We start from the raw sequence: 13288 nt of genomic DNA on the forward strand, positions 1-13288 counted from the left end.
CCACCGCCCGCGTCTTTGTGGTTATTCCGTCCGAGGCGTAGCGGCATACCGTGCGGTTGTCAAAACCAACGGGCCGGGCCCCGCGCCGCTCAGCCCAGGGCGAGGGACTGGAGCCACGCCCCCACCAGCAGCGCCCCGCCCACGGACGCGGCCGCCAGCGCGAGGTCGCGCCCAAGGACGATGAGCAGCCTGAGGCCGCGGGAGTTGGATCGGATGCTGGCTTGCATGGCAGGGCCCCCCTTCGGGGGGATGCTGCCCGGCGAAGGGGGCGGAAGAAAGGCGAGCCGGGGGCCGCTCAGGGGCAGAGAAAGAGATCGTTGGCGATCGCCCAGACCATGGTGCTCAGGAGCAGCGACAGCCCCGCGGCCATCAGAACCCGAAGCGCCCGGCCGCCCGGCGGCCTGCCCGTGACCGCCTCCCAGGCGTGGAACACGAGGTGTCCGCCGTCGAGGATCGGAATGGGAAACAGGTTCATCAGCCCGACGGCCGCGGACAGAACGGCCAGGAAGCTTACGAAGCTCAGCGCCCCCTGCTCGGCCATCGCGCCCGAGGTCTCGGCGATGCCGACCGGCCCCGACAGGTTGCAGGTCGAAATCGCCCCCGTGATCATGTGCGCGAAGCCCGACAGCGACGAGGTGATGACGAACCAGAGCTGCGCGAGCGAATCGACGAAGGCGGCGACGAGGCCCGGCGACTCGGTTTCGGCGGCGAAGAACGGCCCTGCGGTCAGCCCCACGAGCCAGCGCGTCTCGAAACCGCCCTCGGGCAGCGGCAGGTCCGCCCGGCGGGGCGCGACCGTGAACTCGATCTCCTCCCCGTCGCGCCAGACGAGAAGGCTGAGAGCCCGCCCTTCCGATTCGCGGACCAGATCCACCAGCTCGTCGAAGGCGCTCACGGGCTGGCCGTCCACGGACAGGATCACGTCGCCGGCCCGTATGCCCACGTCCCAGGCGGCGCTGTTGGGCGCGACCGAAGCGGCGACGGGCGGAAAGGGATGGGGGCCGGCGACCGTCAGCTCCTCCCCGTCGCGCCGGATGGCGTAGGGCACCGAATCGGTCGGCGAAAGATCTTCGACCGCCTCGCCCAGCGTTTCCACCGTCACGGGCCGGCCGGCGATGGCCAGGATCTCGTCGCCGGGGCGAAGCTCCTGCGCGATGGCCGGGGGCAGCGGCGCCAGCTCGGCGATGGTGAGCGGGTCGGTCGGCCGTCCCTGCGTCAGCGCCAGCGCCATGAAGATCACGACCGTCAGGAGGAAGTTCGCGAAGGGGCCCGCCGCCACGGTGGCCGCCCGCGCCCAGAGCGGCGCGCCCAGCATCGTCTGCCGCCGCCGCGCATGGTCGATGCTGTCGGCCGTTCCCCCCACCGAAGCGGCGTTGGCGTCGCCCAGGAACTTGACGTACCCGCCGAAGGGCAGCGCCGCGACCTGCCAGGTCGTCCCGTGCCGGTCGGTGCGGGAGAAGAGCACCGGCCCGAAACCCAGCGAGAAGACCTCGGCCTTAATGCCCGTCCAGCGGCCCACGATGTAATGGCCGTATTCGTGGATCGCCACGATGATCGAAAGCGCCACGACGAAGGCCAGCAGCGTGAAGGCCGCCCCTCCGAACTGTGGCAGGATTTGCGTCGCGTCCACCCGGTCCCTCCCCTTCGTGCGCCAGCATCCCGCTCTGCCGCGAACGGCGCCCCGGGCCGCGGGGCATCCTCGCGGCACAGCATGGCGTTCCCACGACTTAGGCGTGACCGAGCCACGCCGCCACCCGGCACGAGGCGTCAAAATCTCTCATTCGGTGCCAAGAAGGTGAAACGAACCGTTGCCGGTCCCGCGTCGCCCGACCTCCGCGTCCCCCGAATCAGTCCGGGACGCCCGGCACGCCCAGGATGACCGTCACCAGCAGCATGAAGAGCGAGGCCCCCAGCAGCGCGTCGAAGCGGTCGAAGAGCCCCCCATGCCCCGGGATCAGCGCCGAGGAGTCCTTGACCCCCACCCGCCGCTTCAGCGCCGATTCCGCAATGTCCCCCATCTGCGAGGCGAGGCTCAGCGCCATCGACAGCGGCACGATCCAGAGCCCCGTCATGGCGAAGGCATCGAAGGTCAGGCCGACCGCCGCCGCCCCGATCCAGCCGGCGACCGTGCCCGACCAGGTCTTCTTGGGGCTCACGCGCGGCCAGAACTTGGGCCCGCCGATCAGCCGGCCGGCGAAGTAGCCCGCCACGTCCGTGATCACCACGACGCCGATGAGCCACAGGAGCCAGAAGAAGCCGAACTCGTGCCGGAAGGTGACGAGGCCCCAGCCCGCCACCTGCACCGCCAGAGCGAAGCCGAAGAAGGTGAGCCGCTCGCGCCGGAGCGTCGCCGCGCCTCCGCCGGCCGCCAGGAGAAACAGGACGAGCCCCCAGCCTTCCTGCAGCGCGAGCTGGCCCGACAGAACGCTGGCCACCAGGGCGGCGAGGAGCATCCCCCGCGTCGGGCCCTGCGGCTCGATCATCGTCCACAGCTCCCAGATCATCACGGCCGTAACGAAGACCGTGACCATCTGGAACCACACGCCGCCGGCGATCACCGCGGCGGTGCCGATGGCGATCATCACCACGGCCGAAGCCGCCCGAGGGCCCAGGTCGGACCACCGCGAGGGGTCCGACAGCGCCCTCACGCCGGGGCCCTGACTCCGCCGAAGCGGCGGTCACGGGCGGCGAAGCCCCTGACGATGCGCCCGAACTCGGCCTGGGTGAAGTCGGGCCAGAGCGTGTCGATGAATTCATACTCTGCGTAGGCCGACTGCCAGAGCAGGAAATTCGAGATGCGCGCCTCGCCGGAGGTGCGGATCACCAGGTCCGGATCAGGGAGGACGTGGGTGTCGAGGAACTTGGCCAGCGTCTCGGCGTCCACGTCCTTGTGCGAGAGCCGCCCCATCTCGATCTCGTAGGCCAGCCGCTTGGCGGCGCGCGTCACCTCGTCGCGCCCGCCGTAGTTCAGCGCGATGGTCAGGTGCACGCGGTCGTTTCCGCTGGTCAGCAGTTCCAGCTCGTCCATCAGCGTGACGAGCTTGTGGTCGAGCCGGATGCGGTCGCCGATGAAGCGCACGCGCACGCCGCGGGCCAGCAGGTCCCGCGCCTCGCGCTGGATGTAGCGGCGGAACAGCGACATGAGTCCTGCCACCTCGGACTGGGTACGCTTCCAGTTCTCGGTCGAGAAGGCGAAGATCGTGAGGTACTTCACGCCCAGGTCCGGGCAGGCCTCCACGATCTCGCGGACGCGCTTGGCGCCGGCGTGGTGGCCCAGGATGCGGGGCCGGCCGCGCATCTGCGCCCAGCGGCCGTTGCCGTCCATGATGATCGCCACATGCCGGGCCCCCGCCGGGGGCTGGCCCGGGCGGGCTTGGGTCGTGCTGTCGAAGGCCATGTCGGGACTCCCGGGCTGGTCAGACCTGCATGATCTCGGCCTGCTTGGCCTCGAGCGTCTGGTCCACGGTCTTGATGTAACGGTCGGTGAGGTCCTGCACCTCGGACTCCCAGAACTTCGCGTCGTCCTCGGACAGGCCGTTGCCCTTGGCCTTCTTGATCTGGTCCATGCCGTCCCGGCGCAGGTTGCGGACGGCCACGCGGGCATGCTCGGCGTAGCCCGCGGCGACCTTGGTCAGCTCGCGCCGCCGCTCCTCGTTCAACTCGGGGATCGGCAGCATGATGATGGTGCCGTTGGTCTGCGGGTTGATCCCCAGGCCCGAGTCGCGGATCGCCTTCTCGACCTTGTTCACCATGCCGCGGTCCCAGACGTTGATGGTGACCATGCGGGGCTCGGGCACGTTGATGGTGCCGAGCTGGTTGATCGGGGTCATCTGGCCATAGGCCTCGACCTGGATGGGCTCCAGCATCGAGCCCGAGGCACGGCCCGTGCGGAGCGAGGCGAACTCGGTGCGGAGCGAGGCGATGGCCCCTTCCATCCGGCGCTGGAGGGAGTCGGTGTCGAGTTCGAAATCGTCGGCCATCTGGGTGCTCGTCCCGTTATTCGTCGCGGGTTCGGCGTTCTATAGCCACAGGTGCCCGCGAATGTATAGGTAGGCTGTTCCCGGCTTGCGGCCCGGCGGGGCCGCATCCACCAAGCCTTTAGGGCCGTTTGTAGGCCGAGCCGTCCGAAGCCCGCAAGGGCTGCGCGACGTAGCGTCCCTGCCGGGGCACGGCGACCGCCTCGAAATCCGCGGCCAGTCGGCGCAGGCTCTCGCGCAGCGGCTCGCCCCGGAGCGGCTGGCCGTGGAAGCTCAGCGCCAACTCGGGCCCGAGCGCCGCGAGCCGCCGGACCGACTCGGCCGCGGCCTCCCAGTCGATCGTGAAGTACATGGGCGGCCCGTGCATCTCGGGCTCCTGCACGGCGACGGCATAGGCCGATTCCTGCGCCGTGGTCACGAAGGCGTCCCCGGCGATCAGCGTGCGGTCCCCCTCGCGCCAGAAGGCCACGTGCCCGACCGAGTGCCCCGGCGTGTGGAGCCAGCGCCATCCGGGCAGGTCCGGCACCGAGCCGTCCGGGGGCAGGTCGCGGAGCTGCCCCCCCCACGTCCACGGGCCTCGTCGGATAGAACCGCGCCAGCGCCGCCATCAGGCCCCCGCCCACGCTCGGGTCGCCCGGCGGATAGGCGGCGCTCCCGTCGAGGTAGGGCCGCTCCAGCGGATGCGCCCAGACGGGGGCGTCCCACTCCTCGGCCAATTTCTCCAGAGCTCCCACATGGTCGAAATGCCCGTGGGTCATCAGGATCGCGGCCGGCCGGGCGCCCGCGCCGAAGCGGGCGGCGGCGGCCTCGCGGATCAGCCCCGCCGTCCCGGGAAGCCCCGCGTCCACCAGCACCCATCGCCGGTCGCCCGCGCCGGGGAGGCCGACGAAGGCCACGTTGACGATGCCGAGCCGCCGGTAGGCGAGGTCGGGCGCGACCTCGTGCGTGTGGTCGGCCCTCGCCGCGTCCAGCGCGGGGTCCAGCGCCGAGGCCTCGTCCCCCACGGGTATCTGCTCCGCCATGATCCGCCTCCTCGCCCGAGCATGGCTTAACGGCAGGACCCGGCCGGGCGTTCCCGCGTCAGCCGTGGACGGTCGTGTAGGTGCCCCGTCCCGCGAGGACCCCGCGGAAGCCGCCGGGCTCGTCCAGCGAGAAGACGATGATCGGCAGGTTGTTGTCCCGCGCCAGCGCGATGGCCGAGGCATCCATGACGCCCAGGTTCTTGGCCAGCACCTCGGTGTAGCCCACGCGCTCGAAGCGCTTAGCGTCCGGGTGCTTGTTGGGGTCCTTGTCGTAGACCCCGTCCACCTTCGTCCCCTTGAAGATGGCCTCGCAGCCCATCTCGGAGGCCCGCAGCGTCGCCGCCGTGTCGGTGGTGAAGTAGGGGTTCCCCGTCCCGGCCGCGAAGATGCAGACGCGCTTCTTCTCCAAGTGACGCACCGCGCGGCGGCGGATGTAGGGCTCGCAGACCTGATCCATCGGAATCGCGCTGATGACGCGGGTGAAGACGCCCAGGTCCTCCAGCGCCGACTGCATCGCCAGCGCGTTCATGACCGTGGCGAGCATCCCCATGTAGTCGGCGGTGGTCCGCTCCATCCCCTGCGCGGAGCCTTGGAGCCCGCGGAAGATGTTGCCGCCGCCGATGACCATGCAGATCTCGACGCCCAAGTCGCGGACGCTCTTCACCTCCTGCGCGATGCGCTGGACGGTGGGCGGGTGGAGCCCGAAGCCCTGGTCCCCCATCAGCGCCTCGCCCGAAATCTTGAGCATCACGCGCTTGAAGGTGGCTTGCGCCTCCGCGGGCCGTGGCCGGGCCTCCGGTGTGACTGCCTCGCTCATGCCGTGCCTCCGCCTGCTTCCATCCGGGGACCCAATGTCCCAAAGAGCCGGGAGGTTCAATGGGAGGCCGAGATGGACCCGCGCGCGATCCCCCCCGACCGCCCCGTCCTGATCGCCGGGCCCACGGCCTCGGGCAAGTCGGCGCTCGCGCTCGCCATCGCGCGGGCGGGCGGCGGCGTGGTCGTGAACGCCGACGCGCTGCAGGTCTACGACGGCTGGCGCGTCCTGACCGCCCGCCCCTTGCCCGAGGAGGAGCGCGAGGCCCCGCACGCGCTCTTCGGCCATGTGGGCATGGATCAGCCCTATTCCGTCGGCCACTGGCTGCGCGAGGTGGCGCCGATCCTGTCGGGGCCGCTGCGCCCCATCGTCGTCGGCGGGACGGGCCTCTACCTCTCGGCCCTGACCGAGGGTCTTGCCGAGATCCCGCCCACCCCGCCCCCGATCCGGGCCGAGGCCGACGCCTGGCCCCTGGACGCGCTGCTCGCGGATCTCGACCCCCGCACGCGTGAGGGCCTCGACCAGCGCAACCGCGCCCGCGTCCAGCGCGCCTGGGAGGTCCTGCGCGCCACGGGCCGGGGGCTTTCGGACTGGCAGGCCGACACCCCGCCCCCGCTCCTGCCTTTGGCGCGCGCCGTGCCGCTGGTCCTGCGCCCCGAGGTCCCCTGGCTCAACGCCCGCATCGCCGCCCGATTCGACGCGATGCTGGCGGGCGGCGCCCTTGAGGAGGTCCGCGCCCTCCTGCCCCACTGGAACGCCGCCGCGCCGTCCTTCCGCGCGCTGGGCGCCGGAGAGCTGCGCGCCCACCTTGTGGGCGACCTGACGCTGGAGGGCGCGCGCGAGCGCGCTATCATCGGCTCACGCGCCTATGCCAAGCGCCAGCGCACGTGGTTCCGCTCGCGGATGGGGGCCTGGAATCCCGTCCCGCTGCCTTGAATGTCGCTTCACGTTCAAGGGATGTCGAATCTTGCCATTGACCTCGCGAAGTTCCACGTACCCAATGGATTCAGCCGCACGCCATGCCGGGCCCTTCGCCCGTGACAAGATAAAAGGCGGCCGAAGGGGAGAGACGATGACGCTTCACACCGACCATGGCCGCGCCGTGCATCCGGCGGCGCTGATGTACGCCGCAGAGGTCAAGGCCGGGACCCTGTCGCGGCGCGAGTTCCTGACGCGCGCCACCGCGCTGGGCGTGGCATCGGCCGCCGCCTACGGACTGATCGGCCTGCCCGCCCCGGCCCGCGCCCAGGATGCGGCCACCCCCGTCCAGGGCGGCACGCTGCGCATGAACATGGAGCTGCGGCCCACCAAGGACCCGCGCACCTGGGACTGGTCCGAATACGCCAACTTCGGCCGCGGCTGGCTCGACTACATGGTCGAGTATCAGTCCGACGGCTCCCTGCGCCCGATGCTGCTCGAGTCTTGGGAGGCCAACGCCGACGCGACCGAATGGACGCTCAAGGTCCGCCAGGGCGTCAAGTGGAACAACGGCGACGACTTCACCGCCGATGACGTGGTCCACAACCTGCGCCGCTGGTCCGACGGCACCGTCGAGGGCAACTCGATGGCCGCGCGCTTCGACGCGATCCGCGACCCCGCCGGCACCAACCAGATGCGCGAGGACGCGGTCGAGATCGTCGACCCCGCGACCGTGCGGCTCCGGCTCAGCGCCCCCGACATCGCCATCGTCACCAACATGGCCGACTACCCGGCCGCCGTTGTCCACCAGAGCTACGACAACGGCGACCCCGTCGCGAACCCGATCGGCACCGGCGCATACCTGCCGGAGGTCAACGAGGTCGGCGTGCGCCAGGTTCTCGTAAAGAACCCGAACCACACCTGGTGGGGCACGGCGGTCTATGGCGGCCCCTACCTCGACCGGATCGAGTACATCGACTACGGCACCGACCCCGCCGCCGTCCTCGCCGCCGCCGAATCTGGCGAGATCGACGCGATTTACCAGACCACGCCCGACTTCGTGGAGATCTACGACGGCCTGGGCTGGACCAAGTCCGAGGTCGTGACCGCGACCACCGTGGCCGTGCGCTTCCACCAGGCGGCCCAGCCCTACGACAACCGCGACGTGCGCCGCGCCCTCACGGCGGCGGTCGACAACAGCGTGGTGCTGGAGCTCGGCTACAACAACCTCGGGCTCGTGGCCGACAACCATCACGTCTGCCCGATCCATCCCGAATACGCCGAGGTCCCGCGCCTTCCGGTCGATCCCGCCGGCGCTAAGGCCGCCATCGACGCGGCGGGCCTGTCGGACTTCGAGTTCGAGCTGATCTCGGTGGACGACCAGTACGAGGCCGCCACCTGCGACGCCGTGGCCGCCCAGTGCCGCGACGCGGGCATCAACGTGAAGCGGACGGTGCTGCCGGGCTCGACCTTCTGGAACGACTGGACCAAGTATCCCTGGTCCTGCACGCTCTGGAACATGCGCCCGCTCGGGGTGCAGGTGCTGAACCTCGCCTACAAGGCCGGTGCCGCCTGGAACGAGACCGCCTTCAACAACCCCGAGTTCGAGGCGCTGCTGGCCGAGGCCAACTCGATCAGCGACGCCGACGCGCGGCGCGAGGTGATGGCGAAGCTCCAGCAGGTGGTCCTCGACGAAGGCGTGATGATCCAACCGTACTGGCGCTCCCTCTATCGCCATTCCACCGCGCGCGTCCACGGGGCCGAGATGCATCCGACCTTCGAGCACCACCACTACAAGTGGTGGATGGACTCCGAGAACTGACCCGCCACCACGGGGGGCGGCGCTTGATGGCGTCGCCCCGGCCACCGGCGCGGGGGCCTGACACCGCGCCGCGCGGGATGCCACGATGCTGACCTTCTTCGCCCGACGCCTGCTCGCCATGGTAGTCACGGCCCTGTGCCTGACCTTCGTGGTGTTCTGGCTGACCAACCTTGCCCCCAACCTCGAAAAGATCGCGAAGACCGAGGCCGGCGCCCGCATCACCGACGCCGAGGTCGAAAGCTGGCTCGACAAGAACGGCTTCGGCGGTCCCATCCTCCTTCGCTACGGCGAATGGCTGGGCGTGCTGCCCGGCTGGACTCAGGTGGAAGAGGACGGGACGGTGCGCGGACGCTGCCTGACCGAGGGCGTCGATCCGGCCGCCCCACCGCGCTTCTGCGGCATCCTCCAGGGCGATTGGGGCCATTCCCGCGTCTTCCGCACCGAGGTGATCGAGGTCATCGGCCGCGGCCTCGCGCTCACCGGCAAGCTGATGTTCTGGGTCATGGTGGTCATGGTTCCCGGCGCGCTGCTGCTGGGTGTGCTGGCGGGGATGCGCGAGGGCTCCCGCACCGACCGGGTCCTATCCACCGCGGCCATCGCCACCACCGCGACGCCCGAATACGTCTCGGGCGTGGTCTTCATCGCCGTCTTCACCTCGTCGGCCGTGGGGCTCAAGTGGTTCAACGGATCGGCGACCTCGGCGATGGAGGACGCGACCTTCGTGAACTTCACCCTGCCCGTCCTGACCATCGCGCTGTACGGCATGGGCTACATCGCCCGGATGACCCGCGCCTCGATGGCCGAGGTCATGACCTCCCAATACATCCGCACCGCCCGCCTCAAGGGCGTGAGCTTCCCGCAGGTCGTGATCCGCCACGCGCTGAGGAACGCGCTCATCGCCCCCTTCACCGTCATCATGCTCCAGGTGCCCTGGCTGCTGACTGGTGTCGTGATCGTGGAAACCCTGTTCAACTACAAGGGCTTCGGCTGGACGCTGGTCGAGGCCGCCGGCAACAACGACATCGAGCTCCTGCTCGGCGTCTCGGTGGTGTCGGTGATCGTGGTGCTCGTGACGCAACTGATCTCGGACGTGGGATACGCCGTCCTGAATCCCCGCATCCGCCTGAGCTGAGGAGGCCGTCGCATGGAGCCCCTGACCTGGACCGGCAGCCTCGGAGGGGTTCTGGACCCGCTTCTGATGACGGCCTCCGTCCTTTTCGCCGCCGCGCTCGTGGTCGCGGCCGTCCTGGGGCTCGTGGCCCCCGCGCCGCAGGTGCGGGTCAACGCCGACGGCACGCTGAGCGCCGGGGCAGGCCCGCGCGGTTGGGCCGGGCTCGCGGTGCGGGCGACCGGGGGGCTGCTGCTGCTCACGCTCCTGGCCTACCTGCTGGGCGGGCTCCTGATGCCCTATGGCGAGGCCGGGATCGTCGGCGCCGTCCTGCGCCGTTTCCTGCCCGTCTGGATCGCGCTCGTCGTCACCTTCGGCCTGTCGCTCGCCTACAAGCGAAGGCTGGGACTCTACGGCAAGCTCTTCGACTCGCCCATCGGGATGGTCGGGCTCGGGCTCGTGCTGTTCTGGATCTACACGGCGCTGGCGGTGGGCGTCTTCGGCCTGATCGCCACCCATGATCCGCTGGCGGCCGTGTCGGGTCTCAAGAACAAGCCGCCGGGCGTGCCCGTGCCGGGCGCCGAGTCGATGGTCGCCGGCGCCCACTACCTGCTGGGCGGCGACGCGCTCGCCCGCGACGTGTTCTCGCGCATGGTCCACGGCTCCTGGATCGTCGTGCAGATCGCGCCGCTGGCTACGCTCTTCGCCTTCCTGGTGGGGATCACCCTGGGCCTGCCCGCGGGCTACCGCGGCGGCCGGTTCGACACGGTGCTGTCGTTCCTCGCGAACCTGATCCTCGCCTTCCCGGTGATCCTTCTCTTCTACCTCCTCGTCACGCCCGAGATCGTCCAGACCGGCATCCCGAGCTTCATGGCCATCGGCCTCTTCCTCTTTCCCATCCTCTTCATGGCCGTCCTGCTCTGGAGCCGCTTCCGCACGCAGCCTTCCAAGGCCGCGCTGCTCCTCGCGCTGACGCTGGTCCCCCTGGTCTGGCTGTACCTGTCTCTGGTCAGCCAGACCGGCACGCCCGTGAACTTCCTGGGCGGCCTCGACCTCTTCGACATCCCATCGGGCGTGCTGGTGGTCTTCGTCTCGGTGGTCTTCGTGAACGCGCCCACCGTGTTCCGCATCGTGCGCGGCCTCGCTATGGACATCCGCACCCGCGACTACGTGGCCGCCGCCCAGACCCGGGGCGAGTCGTCCTGGTACGTCATGCTGTGGGAGATCCTGCCCAACGCCCGCGGCCCGCTCATCGTCGACTTCTGCCTCCGCATCGGCTACACGACGATCCTCCTCGGGACGCTGGGCTTCTTCGGCCTGGGCCTGCCGCCCGACAGCCCCGACTGGGGTTCGACCATCAACACCGGCCGCCAACTCCTGTCGGTCTTCCCGCACACCGCCCTCGTGCCCGCCGTGGCGCTGCTGAGCCTCGTCCTGGGCCTCAACCTGCTCGCCGACGGCCTGCGCGAGGAATCCCTGAGGGACTGACGCCATGACCCTGCATCCGACCGTCGGCACCCTGGACTCCGCCGCCTCGCTCCTCGACCGACAGCGCCAGCCGGTGCTCGACATCCAGGACCTGTCGATCTCCTTCTTCACCCGCGCCATCGAGATTCCGGCGGTGATGTCCTTCTCCTGCACGGTGATGCCGGGCGAGGCCGTGGGCCTCGTGGGCGAATCGGGCTGCGGCAAGTCCACGGTGGCGCTGGGCATCATGCGCGACCTCGGGGTGAACGGGCGGATCACCGGCGGGCAAATCCTGTTCAAGGGCCGCGATCTCGCCACCCTTTCCGAATCCGAACTGCGCCAGATCCGCGGCTCCGAGATCGCGATGATCTACCAGGAGCCTATGGCCTCCCTGAATCCCGCCATGACGGTCGGTCGCCAGCTCATGGAAGTGCCGATGATCCACCAGGGCGCGACCGCCGCCGAGGCCCGCGCCCGCGCTTTGGAGGTGGTGACCGACGTTCGGCTCCCCGACCCCGAGCGCATCCTCAAGAGCTACCCTCACCAGCTCTCGGGCGGCCAGCAGCAGCGCATCGTCATCGCCATGGCGCTGATGAGCCGCCCCGCGCTCCTCATCCTGGACGAGCCTACGACCGCGCTCGACGTGACGGTCGAGGCCGCCGTAGTCCAGCTCGTCAAGGACCTAGGCCGCAAGTACGGCACCTCCATGCTCTTCATCAGCCACAACCTGGGGCTGGTGCAGGAGGTCTGCGACCGTCTCTGCGTGATGTACTCGGGCGAGGCGGTCGAGCGCGGCCGCGTCGCGGAGGTCTTCGAGCACATGCGCCATCCCTACACGCAGGCGCTCTTCCGTGCGATCCCGCTGCCCGGCGCCGACAAGAATGCGCGCCCTCTCAAGGCGATACCGGGCAACTTTCCCCTGCCGCATGAACGTCCGCCCGGCTGCAACTTCGGCCCGCGCTGCGACTACTTCCAGAAGGGCCGCTGCGACGCGCGGGACGTCCCGATGTTCGACGTCCCGACGGCCGAGCGCCACGACACGCGCTGCCTGCGCTTCCAGGAGATCGACTGGGAGGCCCCGCCCGACAGCGCCGGCCTGCGCGACCGGCGCGAGCCAGGCCCCGTGGTCCTGCGAATGGAGGACCTCAAGAAGTACTACGAGGTCGGCGGCGGCCCGTTCGGCGGCAAGGCCCGGCGCGTCGTCAAGGCCAACGAGACGCTGAGCTTCGAGGCGCGCGAGGGCGAGACTCTGGCCATCGTGGGTGAGTCGGGCTGCGGCAAGTCCACCTTCGCCAAGGTGCTGATGGGGCTGGAGACCGCGACCTCGGGCCGGATCACGCTCTTCAACGACTCCATCGAGGCGACCCCGATCGAGGACCGCGACCCGAAGACGGTGGCGCAGGTGCAGATGGTGTTCCAGAACCCCTTCGACACGCTGAACCCCTCGATGACCGTGGGCCGCCAGATCGTCCGCGCGCTGGAGATCTTCCGCGTGGGCGCCTCCGACGCCGACCGACGCGACCGGATGCTAAAGCTTCTGGACCTCGTGAAGCTGCCCCGCGCTTTCGCGAACCGGATGCCGCGCCAGCTTTCGGGCGGGCAGAAGCAGCGCGTGGGCATTGCCCGCGCCTTCGCCGGCGGCGCCAAGGTGGTGATCGCGGACGAGCCCGTCTCCGCGCTCGATGTCTCGGTGCAGGCTGCCGTGACCGACCTCCTCATGGACATCCAGCGCGAGGAGGGCACGACCCTCCTCTTCATCAGCCACGACCTCAGCATCGTCCGCTATCTGTCTGATCGCGTTCTGGTCATGTATCTCGGCCACGTGGTCGAGATCGGCACCACCGAGCAGGTCTTCGCGCCCCCCTACCACCCCTACACCGAGGCGCTCCTGTCGGCCGTGCCCATCGCCGATCCGAACGTGAAAAAGACCCACATCGTGCTGGAAGGCGAGATCCCCTCGGCCATGAACCCGCCGCCCGGATGCCCCTTCCAGACCCGCTGCCGCTGGAAATCCGAGGTGCCGGGCAACCTCTGCGAGACGGTGGTGCCGCCGATGCGGACTCTCGCCCCCGGTCACCAGTTCAAGTGCCACCTCCCCGAAGACGCGCTCGCCCGGATGCAGCCCGTGATCCGTCTCGCCGCCGAGTGAGCCTTGGGGAA

At 69.9% G+C, this 13288-nt stretch carries 12 protein-coding genes and 1 pseudogene; 5 read left to right on the forward strand and 8 right to left on the reverse strand.

Annotated features, from left to right (window positions below; genetic code table 11):
- Positions 1–89 precede the first annotated feature (89 nt).
- The 8 genes and pseudogenes from FHG71_RS23585 to pyrH form a co-directional block, all read right to left on the reverse strand.
- Positions 90–227 (reverse strand): hypothetical protein, encoded by a 138-nt coding sequence (locus FHG71_RS23585; RefSeq protein ID WP_176559425.1) that lies wholly within the window; start codon positions 225–227, stop codon positions 90–92.
- A 68-nt stretch (positions 228–295) separates the two neighbouring features.
- Entirely contained in the window at positions 296–1630 is a 1335-nt protein-coding gene (gene rseP, locus FHG71_RS13875; protein WP_139082292.1) for an RIP metalloprotease RseP, read from the reverse strand.
- Between the two features lie 217 nt (positions 1631–1847).
- Positions 1848–2648, reverse strand: coding sequence for a phosphatidate cytidylyltransferase (locus tag FHG71_RS13880; protein ID WP_139082293.1), 801 nt, complete (start codon positions 2646–2648; stop codon positions 1848–1850).
- Positions 2645–3397, reverse strand: a complete 753-nt coding sequence (uppS, locus tag FHG71_RS13885; protein WP_139082294.1) for a polyprenyl diphosphate synthase — start codon at positions 3395–3397, stop codon at positions 2645–2647. Before uppS ends, FHG71_RS13880 begins: the two co-directional genes overlap by 4 nt.
- Before the next feature lie 19 nt (positions 3398–3416).
- Positions 3417–3980 (reverse strand): ribosome recycling factor, encoded by a 564-nt coding sequence (frr, locus tag FHG71_RS13890; protein ID WP_139082295.1) that lies wholly within the window; start codon positions 3978–3980, stop codon positions 3417–3419.
- Between the two features lie 118 nt (positions 3981–4098).
- Positions 4099–4503 carry an MBL fold metallo-hydrolase gene (locus FHG71_RS24295; RefSeq protein ID WP_246045456.1) on the reverse strand — a complete coding sequence of 135 codons (405 nt, stop codon included), beginning with the start codon at positions 4501–4503 and terminating at the stop codon, positions 4099–4101.
- 130 nt (positions 4504–4633) lie between these two features.
- Positions 4634–4999: pseudogene (locus FHG71_RS24300) on the reverse strand (MBL fold metallo-hydrolase); the annotation flags it as partial.
- 58 nt (positions 5000–5057) lie between these two features.
- Positions 5058–5816 carry a UMP kinase gene (gene pyrH, locus FHG71_RS13900; protein WP_139082296.1) on the reverse strand — a complete coding sequence of 253 codons (759 nt, stop codon included), beginning with the start codon at positions 5814–5816 and terminating at the stop codon, positions 5058–5060.
- Between the two features lie 72 nt (positions 5817–5888).
- Between pyrH and miaA the strand changes: the two genes are divergently transcribed.
- The 5 genes from miaA to FHG71_RS13925 all read left to right on the forward strand — a co-directional run bounded on the left by miaA (position 5889) and on the right by FHG71_RS13925 (position 13277).
- Positions 5889–6749 carry a tRNA (adenosine(37)-N6)-dimethylallyltransferase MiaA gene (gene miaA / locus FHG71_RS13905; protein ID WP_139082297.1) on the forward strand — a complete coding sequence of 287 codons (861 nt, stop codon included), beginning with the start codon at positions 5889–5891 and terminating at the stop codon, positions 6747–6749.
- Positions 6750–6885: 136 nt separating this feature from the next.
- Positions 6886–8553, forward strand: a complete 1668-nt coding sequence (locus FHG71_RS13910; RefSeq protein ID WP_139082298.1) for an ABC transporter substrate-binding protein — start codon at positions 6886–6888, stop codon at positions 8551–8553.
- 85 nt (positions 8554–8638) lie between these two features.
- A complete protein-coding gene (locus tag FHG71_RS13915) occupies positions 8639–9685 on the forward strand; it encodes an ABC transporter permease (RefSeq protein ID WP_139082299.1) in 1047 nt (348 codons plus the stop codon).
- Positions 9686–9697: 12 nt separating this feature from the next.
- On the forward strand, positions 9698–11149 hold the full coding sequence (locus FHG71_RS13920) for an ABC transporter permease (RefSeq protein WP_139082300.1): 1452 nt from the start codon (positions 9698–9700) through the stop codon (positions 11147–11149).
- Positions 11150–11153: 4 nt separating this feature from the next.
- Positions 11154–13277, forward strand: a complete 2124-nt coding sequence (locus tag FHG71_RS13925; protein WP_139082301.1) for a dipeptide ABC transporter ATP-binding protein — start codon at positions 11154–11156, stop codon at positions 13275–13277.
- The last annotated feature ends 11 nt before the right edge of the window (positions 13278–13288 follow it).

Origin of the sequence: Rubellimicrobium roseum, from assembly GCF_006152145.1 — a bacterium.
Taxonomy (GTDB): Bacteria; Pseudomonadota; Alphaproteobacteria; order Rhodobacterales; family Rhodobacteraceae; genus Rubellimicrobium; species Rubellimicrobium roseum.